Here is a 13,610-nt window from a genome sequence, read left to right as displayed (position 1 = left end):
GATGAAACGATTTATCATGGCGGATGCGGAAAAATGCATCGGGTGCCGCACCTGTGAAGTGGCCTGTGCGGTCGCGCATCAGGATGAATTCACCGCAGAGGCTTTTACCTCTCGCCTGCGGGTGGTGAAGGGGGATGCCTACACTACGGCGGTGGGTTGCCATCAGTGCGAGGACGCCCCCTGTGCCAATGTCTGCCCAACCCATGCCATCAGCCTTACGGCAGGCGCCTGGCTTGTTGAGCAGACGCGCTGTATTGGCTGTAAAAGCTGTATGGTCGCCTGTCCGTTTGGGGCGATGCAGGTACGGCTGGTGGGAAACAGGCCACAAGCGCTGAAATGTGATTTATGTGTGCAGCGCGAAGGCGGACCGGCCTGCGTGGAGACCTGTCCAACCCACGCGCTGCGCTGCGTTGATCCTGCCAGTATTCGGGCTGAAAGGCTTACTGCATTTTATTGAAATTCCACGTAAACGTCAGGCTGTAGCGCCAGTCTCTGTTGCGACTGTCTGTCGGAACATCCCCGACGGGTCTTGCCGCCTCAACCGTGATGCTATAGTGGCGGGTATCGCCTACCATCACGCCAGCCGCCACTGACCCGAGCCGCTGATGAGGCAAGCCGGAGGTGTTAAACCAGGTTTGCGCGGTATCGGCCAGGATGTAGGGCTGGATTGTGGCAAGCCATGTGCTCTCTTTTCGCATCTGGATATAGCGCAGTTCTACCTGCCCGCCATAGCCGTAATCACCGCTTGCTTCACTGTCCTGGTATCCACGGCCAAAGCGCTGGGCACCGAAGCTAACGCGTTCGGGTTCTGGCAACGTGTTATTTGACCAGTCCCCCTCCCAGGACGTTGATAGCCGCCACTTATCGGCAAACAGCCAGGCTGCGTCCAGATAGCTTTTCGTGAGCGTAAAATTAATATCGGGCCTGGGGGCCGAGACGATATCGGCTCCCATCGCATCAATACCCTGACGCACGTTGAGTCGGCCGCTGAGGCTGGCGGTTGTGAACTGATGTGCACCGTTGATGCCCACTTCCAGCGCGGGATAACGCGCGTGCTGGTTGACGGAGTCCAGGCTATAGGTTTTGCCCAGCAGTCTGGCCTGCAGGGCATAATCGTCCTGGCGGTCGGTGTAATCAAAACCGCTGGTCAGATTAATTTGTGATTTTTGCGTCAGCAGCAGGGGATAACCAAACGTCACGCCGCCGTTGTATTGCGTTGTTTTTTGCTTCGAATCGACACTGATATTATTCGGCAAAGAGAGCAGGGGAGAAAAATCTCGCGGATCTTCACGGTAATAGCTGCCTTTGAGCTGCATCGTCAGCCCTTCATCGTTTAAAAACTGCTGCCAGTTGAGCCCGACATAGTTTTTTCGCGTGTTGCTATCTAACGGCACAAGCGTGGCCACGCCAAGCTGATCGCCATAGCTTGTCATGTTGCTGAGCGTGCCGTTCAGCATCATTAAATCTTGCCCTTTACGGGTATCAATCGTCGACGCGATATTCCAGCTCCGCTCCTGGTTGCCGGTGATTTGCATCGCCGCCGCGCCATAGATATTGGTTGGCAGCTGCGCGTTAGCCGTAACCGGAACGTTCGGGGTGCGCGTCATCAGCTGGCTGTAGCGATCGAACGTATCCTGAGACAGCGGTTTTTCCGCCATGATTTTTTCGGACAAACGTTTAAGACGTTCGGCGATGTGCGGGTTATTACTGGTGATGTCGCTATGAGCGACATAGCCTTCAACCAGAACAATTTTAATATTGCCCTGCTGGAAATTATTATCGGGCAGCCAGGCATAAGAGAGTGGAAAACCATCGGCCTTATAGCGTTCCGTAATATCGTTTACCAGCCCCGTAAGCGTTTTTAGCGGCACGGTTTTTCCAGCGTAAGGCCTGAAGGGCTGAAGTAATTCCTTCAAGGGATAACGCGTGCCGCCAATAAACTGAATGTGATGAATGGTAATAGGCGTTTCAGGCGTCAGCGTTGACTTCGGTTTTTCTATTTTGACGTTCGGCTGTGGCGCGGCCTCAGTCTGTTCGGGGGCAACGTTACGAGAAACTTGCGCCGGGTTATCGGGGTTAATAATAGAGGGCAGAGTATCGGCGCGGGCCATGCTCAGCACAACCAGCCCCGTCAGCGAAAAAAGGAAGTGGTGTTTCATCGCGCTATCCCTGTTCGTCATCCCCGGTTGGGGTAAATGTCGCTGAATAAAGCGCCCCTGAACCAGGGGCGCAGACAGGCAGTAAAAGGATTACTGTTTTGGCGTCAGTAGGCTCGAGGTTAACGTGTTGAGCCCGTTAATCGGGTTTGTCGTAGATGTGTTTTGGGTTGTGTCTGCATTGGCCGTTACACCCGCAGTGAGCGTATTGAGGGTGGTATTGACCGTTGTGCTCAGGCTATTGTTTGTGGCTGTCACATTGGCATCGGCCGTCAGAGATCCTGTGCCGCTGCCTCCGGTGGTTGATGTGGGTTTCACTAGCGTACCGCTATCCGTGACCGTCTGGCCGACATTTTGAACGACCTGACCGACACCGCTAAGCCCGCTATTGCTGCTGCTAATGTTGGTCCCCACGCCGCTGACGGTGCCACCCACCTGAGTCAGCAGACCGTTGACCGGTGTGCCGAGACCCGTTGTGGTGCCTACGGTTTGCGTCACGCCTTGTACTCCGCCCAGCGTCTTGTTAGCCAGGGTCGTGGTATCGGTTGTTACCTGAGTGACAGCAGGGCTGCTTACCGTGTTGGTGAGACCCGTGCCGGTGTTACTGACCAGTTGCCCGGTGCTGTTTACCACGCTGCCCGTCAGGCCGGTTACGCCGCTGACCGGGGTTCCGGAAGTGGAACTCGCCAGGCCCGTGCCTACCGTTGAAACGGTATTGCCGAGGGAGGTGACCGACGTGGTCACGCCTTTAACCGTGGTACCCACACCGTTCGGGTTGTTTGCATCGCCAACGCCAGTCGTGACGCCTGTCCCCACGGTGGACACGGCACTGCCAACACCGCTGACGGTGGTTGAGACGGTTGACGTGACGGGATTATTTGTCGGAAGCTGGCTTCCGAGGCTATCCACAGTGGATCCGACGCTGGTCACGGTTTTACCGGCATCACCCAGTATCGTATTTACGCCTGCGGTAGTGGTTCCTCCACTGCCTCCTGAGCCTGAGCCTGAACCTGAACCTGATCCCGACCCTGAACCAGAACCCGTTCCGCCGCCAGCGCCTGTCCCGGTACCTGAACCCGTTCCGGTGCCCGATCCGTTGCTGCCCGAACCGCCATTGCTCGCGGTTGTGCCACTTCCATCATCTGAGCCGCTGCTGCTTCCCGTCGCAGGGTTATTTTTGGCCGTTGAGTGAGATCCGCCACCGCTTCCACTACAGGCAGAAAGAGAGAACGCGAGCAGTACCGCAACAGCAATAGCGCTGATGCGACTAACATTATTAGGTAGCATATGAATACTCCACGCAAAAGAACGCCGAGCGGCGTATTAGTGAGTATATGCAGTATTTTTAAATATGCATGAAAGCGACTCAGGAAGGTATTTTGCTGCGTTGAAGAGGGTTATTTAAAATAACAATAAGTTAGCGTATTTAATTTTTACTTAATTATTGAGAGGGTAGTTAGCGAGCCTAAATTAAAGGAATATTCCTAAGAAAACTCAATGGGAATGATAAATGAAGCGCTACAGGATATATCCTTAATATAAGATTCAGATCACGGAAAAATAAGGCTCTTCATTTGAAGAGCCTTTTTTTTTAACAATTGCCTTCTTGCCAGGCTTTTTCGATCTCTTCGGCGAGAATTTTAACACCCGCTTCGATTTTTCCCGGGTCGGGGACGTAGTTCATGCGCATGCACTGATGGGTATGTGGCCATGGCTTATCCAGACCCGGGAAGAAATAATCGCCCGGCACCATCAGTACGCCGCGCTTTTTCAGTCGCTGATAAAGCAGTTCGGTGGAGATAGGTAAATCCTTAAACCACAGCCACAGGAAAATCGCCCCTTCCGGTTTGTGGATAAGGCAGCGTTCTTCCGGCAAATAGCGACGAAGTGTCGCGATCGTCTCCTGAACGCGCTGGTAGTAGAAAGGCTTGATCACGTCATTCGACAGACGCAGCAGGTCCTTGCGTTTGATCATTTCGCACATCATCGCCGGGCCAATGCCGCCCGGAGAAAGGCTGATAATGCCGTTCATATTGGTGATGGCGGTGATGATTTTCTCATTGGCAATGATGATGCCGCAGCGGCTGCCCGGCAGACCCAGCTTAGAGAGGCTCATGCACAGGACAATGTTCGGGTTCCACAGCGGACGTGCTTCGCTGAAGATAATGCCCGGGAACGGCACGCCGTAGGCGTTATCGATCACCAGCGGAATACCGTGCTGATTGGCCAGCGCATCCAGCTTCATCAGTTCGTCATCGGTGATCACGTTGCCCGTTGGGTTAGTCGGGCGCGATACGCAGATCATGCCCGTCTCTTCGCCAATATGCAGGTGTTCAAAATCGACGTGATATTTGAACTGGCCTTCCGGCAGCAGCTCGATGTTCGGGCGCGCAGAGACGAACAGATCCTCTTCCAGGCCGGAATCGGCATAGCCGATATACTCCGGCGCCAGCGGAAACAGCACTTTTTTGGTGGTGCCGTCCGCGCGACGCCCTGCGAAGAGGTTAAACAAGTAGAAAAATGCGCTCTGGCTGCCGTTTGTCAGTGCAATATTCTGTGGTTCGATATCCCAGCCCAGCTCGTCACGCAGCATTTCGGCGAGGAGTGCCAGCAGCTCGGTTTTCCCCTGCGGGCCGTCGTAATTGCAAAGCGCATCGGTTGCTTTGCCGCTTTCCAGCATCTGAGCGAGCAGGGTCTGGAAATAGGTATTCATCTCCGGGATTTGAGCCGGGTTTCCGCCGCCGAGCATGATTGCGCCCGGTGTGCGCAGCCCGTCGTTGAGGTCCTCCATCAGGCGAGTAATGCCTGAATGGCGGGTAAATTTGTCGCCGAAAAGTGAAAACGTCATAGCAGGTGATCTGTCGAGCTTATTTTGAAAGTGGGTAACCATAACGCTAGCACCGTGTTGGTGCAAATCGGGTGGTGTGGTCGGATTTGTGGTTTTATAGGGCGGGAGTGGATTTGTGTAGTGAATAGTTCTGGAGCTTCTCCCCTCTCCCCATGGGGAGAGGGTTAGGGTGAGGGGTATGATCTACTGATTCCCCGCCCAGACGACCATCACCTTATCGCCATCATGTTCACGTACGAATCCATACCCCTCTTTCAGCGACAGCGTAGTTTGCTTGCCTTCACCAATCGCCGGGTGGCGGGCGCGGAACTGACCCAGCGTTTGCCAGTGGGCGACGGTTAAGGCCTGCTTGCCCGTGACGTCCTGCCAGTTCATATCCGAGCGGGTGCCCTGCAGCGGGTCGGAGCCTGTCGGCCCGAACGGACGCTCGGACTCATCCCCGTAATAGATTTGCACGCTGCCCGGTGCCAGCAGGAGCAGCTCCGCCGCGCGCTGGCCCCCTTCGCGGAACAGACGCGTATCGTGCGATGAGAGGTAGCTCAGCACATTGAAGCTTTGCAGCTTCTCCGCCATCTGCTGCCAGGTGAGATCCATATCGGCCAGGCAATTTACCGCTTTCGCCGCCTGCTCCTGATAATCAAAGTTGATCATCGCGTCGAAGCCGTGGCGGTAATAATCGCTCTGCATCACTCCGTGACCCCAGGATTCGCCGGTCATCCAGAACGGTGCGTTGTCGAGCTTTTTGTCCGGGTGAGCGCCTTTCCAGGCGGCCAGCGCCTGGCTTGCCTGGTCTTTCAGCTGCTGCCAGGCCGCAAGCTCAACGTGCTTCGCGGTATCCACGCGGAAACCGTCGATGCCGTAGTCACGTACCCACTGGCTGAGCCAGTGGGTCAGGTAATCGCGCGGGGTATAGCCCGGAATAGCTTTCGCGTGGGTATCGGGTTTGTGTTGGTAGAAATTGGGTAGCCCGGAAGGGGCGGTGGATTCCGTTTTCAGGTCGGGCAGGAACGCCAGCGACATCGTTAAATCGTCGAAGCCGGGGTTGTCGTAATCACCGATGTCGGTGCGGATCCATTTCTTGCCCCACCATTTTTCCCATGCGGCTTTGTCGCTGAAGTTGATGTAGTCGTTGAAGCTATGCCAGGTCTGGCCTGCGCCAGGCTTCCAGTCCGTCCAGTGGTCTCCCAGCGTCTTTTTCAGCTCATCACCCTGCAGGTACAGGGCGCCAAACTGATACGCCTGCATGTCCGCAAGCGTCGCGTAGCCCGTATGGTTCATGACGATATCAAACAGGATGCGAATGCCGCGCTTATGCGCCTCATCAACAAGCTGACGCAGGTCATCCCCGGTGCCCATGTTGGCGTCGAGCGTTGTCCAGTCCTGGGTGTAGTAGCCGTGGTAGGCATAATGCGGGAAATCACCTTTGGTTCCGCCGCCTACCCAGCCGTGGATCTGCTCAAGCGGGGAGCTTATCCAGAGCGCATTCACTCCCAGCTGCTGCAGGTAATCGAGCTTGCTGGTCAGCCCCTTCAGATCGCCACCGTGGAACGTGCCAATCTCCTGCATGCCGTCTTTATGGCGGCCATAGCTGTTGTCGTTGCTCGGGTCGCCATTCACAAAGCGGTCGGTCAGTACAAAATAGACAGTGGCGTTTTGCCAGCTAAACGGTGCCGGCTTGTCGGTTTCGGCGCGCTCAAGCAGCAGCAGGCCGTTACTGTTGGCTGCTGGCTGCAGGGTGATTTTCCCATCTTGTACGGTTGCCGTCTGTTTACTGTAGTAGTCGCGCACGACGGAGCCTTCCGGGAAGGTATGGCTGACGTCCAGCGTCAGCGGCTTACCGTCCCACTTCGGACACTGGCGGATAACGTTGGTCACCGGCTGATCTGTCGCGCTCTGAACCGCCAGCAGCAGGGTGGGCGTGCCGGATCGGGTATCAATCCGCATCTGGTACTCACCGTCGCGGAAAAGGCGCCACTGCGGCGGAGCGCCGTCACAGGGCTTGAGCGACAGCATCTCATTGAGTTTTATCGCGCCTGTGGGCTGCCAGCACGTCTTGTCAAAACTCAGCGTAAGAGGACGCGTACCCTTCGCAAGCTTTGCCTGGCTGGTGAAAATCCCGGTGCCCTCGGCGCGAAATGCGCCAAACCCCGGCGATGACCAGTCGGCATGTGCCAGTGCGGGTAACATCAGAAAGGCTATTGCGGTGCGTTTCATTCCAGGTTCCTGTCGCGGCATTTTTGACCAGTTTGCCAGCAGGCGGGCGGGAAAAACTCATCCCCTGTCGCTTTCTGCCAGGAGGATGCGTGAGGATGAGTGATCTTGCGCAAAATTAGGCAGTTATCTGCGATAACGCACACATTTTTCCAGAAATGATGTTTTTATGAGCAAGTTTCAGGTGACATAGTTTCGGAATTGGACTATTTCTACACGTGCTCTTGAAGTCTATTTTTGATATGATTTGAGATTCCGCTCTCAAATTTGTGAAAAAAATAAGGTGTTGGGATGATTACATCCGACCAGGAGACCTAATGATATCGACTCCCATTCGACGATATGGGGCTGCGATACTCATGTTACTCACCACGGCATTTTCGGGTGGGGTGCTTGCGAAGACGCACACGGATACAACGAGTAAGAAAGCCCACGTAATAAAGACGACAAGTAGTAAGGTTAGCAGTAAACAAGAGTATTCTCGCAATAGTGCAAAGAGTAGTTCACTTCCTGATTTGCGAAAATACCCTTCCGGAACACCAAGGAAAAAAGCGTTTCTCCGGACGGTAATGCCTTACATCACGAGTCAAAATGCCGCGATTACTGCGGATCGTAACTGGCTGATTTCCAAACAGTACGATAGCCGCTGGTCGCCATCCGAGCGCGCGCGTCTGAAAGATATCACGAAGCGCTATAAGCTGAGCTGGAACGGGAACACGCGTCGTGTGCCGTGGAATGCTCTCCTTGAGCGTGTGGATATCATCCCGGGCAGCATGGTTGCGACCATGGCTGCAGCCGAAAGCGGCTGGGGAACGTCTAAGCTTGCGCGTAACAACAACAACCTTTTCGGCATGAAATGCGTGAAAGGCCGTTGTACGAATGCGCCTGGCAAGGTGAAAGGCTATTCGCAGTTTGAATCCGTGAAGGATTCCGTGAACGCTTACGTGGTGAATCTGAACACGCACCCGGCCTACTCATCGTTCCGTAAATCACGCGCTCAGCTGCGTAAAGCGGACCAGGAAGTGACGGCCAGTACGATGATCCACAAGCTGAAAGGGTATTCGACGAAGGGACAGAGCTATAACAACTATCTCTTCGCCATGTACCAGGATAACCAGCGCTTAATCGCCGCCCATATGTAATCGCAAAAAAACGCCTTCCACTGGAAGGCGTTTTCTTTTCTAGATCAGCACCTCGCTGTGGCGATCCCGATACTCTTTCGGCGTGGTGTCATACTCTTTGCGGAACACCGAGTAGAAATATTGCAGAGACGGGTAACCGCACATCTGCGAGATTTCGTTGATCGACAGCGACGTGGAAACGAGCAGGCTGCGTGCTTTCTCCAGCTTTTCAGCATGGATGACGGCATGAATGGTTTCACCCACCTCTTCTTTAAAACGCTTCTCCAGATTCGAACGCGAAATGCCCACCGAATCCAGCACCTGATCGACCTTAATCCCTTTGCAGGCGTGGTTGCGAATATAGTGCATGGCCTGAATGACGGCCGGGTCGCTTAAGGAGCGATAATCGGTCGAGCGACGTTCCACGACGCGAACCGGTGGCACCAGCAGGCGCTGAAGCGGCAGAGATTCTTTATCCAGCAGACGGTGCAGCAGCTTCGCCGCCTGATAGCCCATCTGACGCGTGCCCTGAGCCACGGAAGAGAGCGCCACGCGGGACAGATAGCGGGTAAGCTCTTCGTTATCAATGCCAATCACGCACAGCTTTTCGGGCACCGGGATGTGTAAGTGTTCGCAGACCTGCAGCACGTGGCGGGCGCGGGCGTCCGTTACGGCAATAATCCCGGTTTGCGGCGGCAGCGTTTGCAGCCAGTCAGCGAGACGGTTCTGCGCGTGCTGCCAGTTTTCCGGAGCGGTTTCCAGCCCCTGATAGACCACGCCGCGATACTTCTCCTGCGCGACCAGCTGGCAAAATGCGTGTTCACGCTCAACGGCCCAGCGCTTGCCGCTGGTGGCGGGTAAACCATAAAACGCGAAGCGGTGGACGCCTTTCTCTTTTAAATGGAGAAACGCGGCTTCGACCAGGGCATGGTTATCGGTGGCAATATAGTGAACCGGCGGATAGTGTTCGGGCGAGTGGAAGGAGCCGCCGACGCCCACGATCGGCACGTCGACGTCGGTCAGCAGCTGTTCAATGACGGGGTCGTCATAGTCGGCGATGACGCCATCGCCCAGCCAGTCTTTAATGTTCTCCAGACGGGTGCGGAAATCTTCTTCAATAAAAATATCCCACTCCGATTGCGACGCCTGCAAATATTCACCCACGCCTTCTACCACCTGACGGTCATAGGCTTTGTTGGCATTGAATAACAACGTAATGCGGTGACGCTTTTCAAACATGGCTCACTTCCCAATTAAGTCACAATACCGTTATCAGGCCCGTCGCTTGGTGGCCGAGTCCATCCAGACTGCCAGTAAAAGAATGGCTCCCTTGACGATATACTGCCAAAACGTCGGGACGTCCATCATACTCATCCCGTTATCCAACGACGCCATGATAAATGCCCCCATCACCGCGCCCGCGACGCTGCCGATACCGCCTGCGAGGCTGGTACCACCGATGACGCAGGCGGCGATAGCATCCAGCTCGGCGATGTTGCCCGCGGAGGGAGAACCGGCCCCCAGACGCGAGCTGAGGATCAGCCCGGCGATGGCGACCATCAGGCCGTTAATGGCGAAGACCGCGAGTTTAGTGCGTTCGACGTTAATCCCCGACAAACGGGCAGCCTCAAGGTTGCCGCCGATGGCATAAATACGGCGGCCAAACGCGGTGCGCGTGGCCATAAACATACCGCCCAGCAGCAAAAGCGCCAGCAGCAGGACGGGGGTCGGGACACCGCGATAGTCATTCAGAAGCCAGATGACGCCCAGCACAATGACCGCCGTCAGCGCCTGACGTCCCACCACCGAGGTTGATGCTGGCGACGCCAGCCCCAGCGCCTGACGGCGCATGCGTCCACGCCACTGCCACGCGACAAACGCCAGCAACCCCGCCACGCCGATGGTAAAGCCCACGCCATCCGGGAGGTAGCTTTGACCAATCTGCGACATGGCCGCGCTGGTCGGGGAGACGGTGGTGCCGTTAGTAATGCCGATTAAGATCCCGCGGAAGGCCAGCATCCCCGCCAGGGTGACAATGAACGACGGCACTTTACGGTAGGCTACCCACCAGCCGTTCCAGGCCCCCAGAACCAGACCCAGCACCAGCGTGACCGCCACGGTCAGCGGCAGCGGCCAGCCGAGCCAGACGTCAAAAATGGCCGCCACGCCGCCGAGGAGCCCCATCATCGAGCCGACCGACAGATCGATTTCCGCGGAGATAATCACGAACACCATGCCCACGGCCAGAATGCCGGTGATAGCGGTCTGGCGGAGCAGGTTGGAGACGTTACGCGCGCTCAGGTACGAGCCATCCGTCATCCAGGTAAAGAAGAGCATGATGACGATAATGGCCGCGATCATCACGAACACCTGCAGGTTCAGCGCTTTTAGCCCTGCGAACGCACCGGGCGTCGGAACGGCGACTTTGATATCAGACGGATTGCTTTTCGACATGACGTTCGCTCCTTAAAGCGGCTTCCATCACCTGCTCCTGCGTCAGGTTCTGGTTAATCAGGTTGGCTTTCAGTTTTCCCTCGTGCATGACCAGCACACGGTCGCTCAGGCCGAGCACTTCGGGTAACTCAGACGAAATGACAATGACGGCAATCCCTTGCTGTACAAGCTGATTAATCAGTTTGTAGATTTCATATTTGGCGCCGATATCAATCCCGCGCGTGGGCTCATCGAGGATTAATATGCGTGGATTGAGCAGCAGGCAGCGCGCCAGAATCGCCTTCTGCTGGTTGCCGCCGCTCAGGCGGCCAATGGCCAGTTCCGGTGAGGAGGTTTTGACCTTCAGACGGGCAAGCGACTGGAGGATGCACTGCTGCTCCGCGGCATCGTCAAGGCTGCTCAGCGCGCCGGAGAAGCGATCGAGAGCCGCAAGCGTAATGTTTTTCCCCACTGCCATGACCGGCACGATGCCGTCCTTTTTGCGGTCTTCCGGCACCATAGCAATGCCGTGGGCAATCGCCTGCTGGCAGTTGTCGATTTTCACCGGCTGGCCGTCGATATAAATCGTGCCCTCCCAGCGCCCCGGCCATACGCCAAACAGACACTGTACGGCCTCCGTGCGCCCGGCACCGACTAACCCGGCAATACCGAGAATTTCGCCGCTGTGCAGAGAAAACGAGACGTTATTGACGCGCTTAATGTGGCGGTTAACGGGGTGCCACGCGGTCAGGTTTTCCACGCGCAGCACTTCATCACCTTTGGTGTGAGGCTCATTCGGGTAGAGCGCCGTCAGCTCGCGCCCCACCATCATGGTGATGATGTCATCTTCGCTCATGCCCGCGGCTTCACGCGTGCCGATGTGCTGACCGTCGCGGATCACGCAGATGGTGTCCGAAATGGCTTTGACCTCGTTAAGCTTGTGCGAAATGTAGATACAGGCGATGCCGTGGTTTTGCAGATCGCGGATGATATTGAGCAGAACCGCGGTTTCCTGTTCGGTGAGCGAGGCCGTTGGCTCATCGAGGATCAGCAGCCTGACCTGCTTATTGAGCGCTTTAGCGATTTCAACCAGCTGCTGTTGCCCCAGGCCCAAGTCGCCCACGCGGGTATCCGGTGAAATGTGGAGGCTCACCTGCGCCAGCAGCTTTTCACAGCGGAGCGTCATGGTGTCGTAATCCAGCACGCCGTGGCGGGAGATTTCGGCTCCGAGGAAAATGTTCTCCAGCACGGTAAGATGTTTCACCAGCGCCAGTTCCTGGTGGATGATGGCGATACCTTTGCGTTCGGTATCGCGAATGTGAGTTGCCTGGATCACTTCGCCGGCAAAGACGATTTCGCCTTCGTAGCTGCCGTGCGGGTAGATCCCACACAGCACTTTCATCAGCGTTGACTTGCCTGAACCGTTCTCGCCACACAGCGAAACCACTTCGCCGGGATTTAGCCGGAGACTGACGTTGTCGACGGCTTTCACCGTGCCGAAGCGCTTGGTGATGCTTTTCATTTCAAGTAAATAAGGCATAACTGCTCCACATAACCCGAGGAAAGAACAGTGCAACGTGATGCGCCCCCGCAGAGCAGGGGCCGCGCCGGATTACAGTTCGCTCTTCTTGTGGAAACCGTCCTTAATGACGGTGGCGTCAATGTTCTCTTTATTGACTTCAATAGGGGTGAGCAGGCGAGCCGGAACGTCTTTCAGCCCGTTATTCAGCGTGGCGTCTGCTTTTGGTTGCTTACCGTTGCCCAGTTCCACGGCGATTTCCGCCGCCGTATTGGCCAACTCGGTAATCGGTTTGTAGACCGTCATGGTTTGGGTGCCGGCGATAATACGTTTTACGCCAGCCAGATCGGCATCTTGCCCTGAAATGGCGACTTTACCCGCCAGCCCCTGGGCGCTCAGGGCCTGAATCGCACCGCCTGCGGTGGCATCGTTGGAGGCCACAACCGCGTCAATTTTGTTGTTGTTGGCCGTCAGCGCGTTTTCCATAATCTTCAGGGCGTTTTCGGGTAACCATCCGTCGGCCCACTGATCGCCAACCACTTTTATTTTCCCGTTATCGATGTACGGTTTAAGGACCTTCATTTGCCCTTCGCGGAACAGCTTGGCGTTGTTATCTACCGGCGAGCCGCCCATCAGGAAATAATTGCCCTGAGGCACTTTGTCGATCAGGCTTTGTGCCTGTAATTCGCCGACTTTTTCATTGTCGAACGAAATATAATAATCAATGTCCGCATTATTAATCATGCGGTCATAGGCCAGCACTTTTATGCCTTCTTGTTTGGCTTCTTTCACCACGTTACTTAATACCTGGCCGTTATAGGGGATAATGACCAGCACATCGACGCCGCGGTTAATCATATTCTCGATCTGCGACATTTGCGTTTCTTCGTTGCCGTTAGCTGACTGAACAAACACATTCGCACCGAGTGATTCCGCTTTCTTCACAAAAATATCGCGATCTTTTTGCCAGCGCTCCAGACGCAGGTCGTCAATCGCCATGCCAATTTTGACCTCCTTGGCATGCCCTGCAAAGCTTGCAAGGAGGAGCGTAGTGCAGAGCGTTAGGGTCAGGTTCTTTATCTTCATAATTATTAGGCCTTTTTGTAGGGGTATGTGTTGCTGAGATAAAAGAAACATTCACTGCTGGGACGCAGCAAATTTTTAACGCGGAAAGGCAGGCTGGCAATTACAGATTTTTATCTTCTCATTATGATATTTGGTTTATTTCTGAATTTATGACCGCGATCGGATTTTAAAATACGTAACGTCTTAATTACATTTGATTCTGGAATCCGCGCCGAAAAATAGTTTGCCTGCGCATT

11 protein-coding genes are annotated in these 13,610 nt (G+C 55.3%); 2 read left to right on the top strand and 9 right to left on the bottom strand.

Going from position 1 to position 13,610, the window contains the following annotated elements; translation table 11 throughout:
• Nucleotide 1 precedes the first annotated feature (1 nt).
• Nucleotides 2–457, top strand: a complete 456-nt coding sequence (locus tag FHC48_RS11800) for a 4Fe-4S dicluster domain-containing protein (protein ID WP_059364389.1) — start codon at nucleotides 2–4, stop codon at nucleotides 455–457.
• On the opposite strand, the gene FHC48_RS11795 is transcribed toward FHC48_RS11800, so the two are convergent.
• The 5 genes from FHC48_RS11795 to FHC48_RS11775 all read right to left on the bottom strand — a co-directional run bounded on the left by FHC48_RS11795 (nucleotide 441) and on the right by FHC48_RS11775 (nucleotide 7,218).
• Nucleotides 441–2,159, bottom strand: coding sequence for a ShlB/FhaC/HecB family hemolysin secretion/activation protein (locus FHC48_RS11795; protein ID WP_023294829.1), 1,719 nt, complete (start codon nucleotides 2,157–2,159; stop codon nucleotides 441–443). The genes FHC48_RS11800 and FHC48_RS11795 overlap by 17 nt on opposite strands.
• A 90-nt stretch (nucleotides 2,160–2,249) precedes the next feature.
• Complete coding sequence (locus FHC48_RS11790; RefSeq protein ID WP_227028240.1) at nucleotides 2,250–3,086, bottom strand: collagen-like triple helix repeat-containing protein; 837 nt, start codon at nucleotides 3,084–3,086, stop codon at nucleotides 2,250–2,252.
• A 29-nt stretch (nucleotides 3,087–3,115) separates the two neighbouring features.
• Nucleotides 3,116–3,430 carry a hypothetical protein gene (locus FHC48_RS11785; RefSeq protein WP_199557199.1) on the bottom strand — a complete coding sequence of 105 codons (315 nt, stop codon included), beginning with the start codon at nucleotides 3,428–3,430 and terminating at the stop codon, nucleotides 3,116–3,118.
• A gap of 317 nt (nucleotides 3,431–3,747) precedes the next feature.
• Nucleotides 3,748–5,004, bottom strand: coding sequence for a valine--pyruvate transaminase (gene avtA / locus FHC48_RS11780; protein WP_059364388.1), 1,257 nt, complete (start codon nucleotides 5,002–5,004; stop codon nucleotides 3,748–3,750).
• 183 nt (nucleotides 5,005–5,187) lie between these two features.
• Complete coding sequence (locus FHC48_RS11775; protein WP_059364387.1) at nucleotides 5,188–7,218, bottom strand: alpha-amylase; 2,031 nt, start codon at nucleotides 7,216–7,218, stop codon at nucleotides 5,188–5,190.
• A 314-nt stretch (nucleotides 7,219–7,532) separates the two neighbouring features.
• On the opposite strand from FHC48_RS11775, the gene FHC48_RS11770 reads away from it, so the two are divergent.
• A complete protein-coding gene (locus tag FHC48_RS11770; protein ID WP_021242459.1) occupies nucleotides 7,533–8,357 on the top strand; it encodes a protein bax in 825 nt (274 codons plus the stop codon).
• 39 nt (nucleotides 8,358–8,396) lie between these two features.
• Here the strand turns inward: FHC48_RS11770 and xylR are convergent, their stop codons facing one another.
• From xylR to xylF, 4 genes are all read right to left on the bottom strand, one after another.
• Complete coding sequence (gene xylR, locus FHC48_RS11765; protein ID WP_059364386.1) at nucleotides 8,397–9,575, bottom strand: D-xylose utilization transcriptional activator XylR; 1,179 nt, start codon at nucleotides 9,573–9,575, stop codon at nucleotides 8,397–8,399.
• Between the two features lie 33 nt (nucleotides 9,576–9,608).
• Complete coding sequence (gene xylH / locus FHC48_RS11760) at nucleotides 9,609–10,790, bottom strand: xylose ABC transporter permease XylH (RefSeq protein ID WP_059364384.1); 1,182 nt, start codon at nucleotides 10,788–10,790, stop codon at nucleotides 9,609–9,611.
• Nucleotides 10,768–12,309, bottom strand: coding sequence for a xylose ABC transporter ATP-binding protein (locus FHC48_RS11755; RefSeq protein ID WP_008502745.1), 1,542 nt, complete (start codon nucleotides 12,307–12,309; stop codon nucleotides 10,768–10,770). Before FHC48_RS11755 ends, xylH begins: the two co-directional genes overlap by 23 nt.
• Before the next feature lie 72 nt (nucleotides 12,310–12,381).
• A complete protein-coding gene (gene xylF / locus FHC48_RS11750) occupies nucleotides 12,382–13,374 on the bottom strand; it encodes a D-xylose ABC transporter substrate-binding protein (RefSeq protein WP_008502746.1) in 993 nt (330 codons plus the stop codon).
• Between the last annotated feature and the right edge of the window lie 236 nt (nucleotides 13,375–13,610).

Source organism: Enterobacter sp. EC_50 (genome assembly GCF_019584525.1).
Classification (GTDB): domain Bacteria; phylum Pseudomonadota; class Gammaproteobacteria; order Enterobacterales; family Enterobacteriaceae; genus Enterobacter; species Enterobacter roggenkampii.
This window is presented reverse-complemented; position numbering and strand designations above follow the sequence as displayed.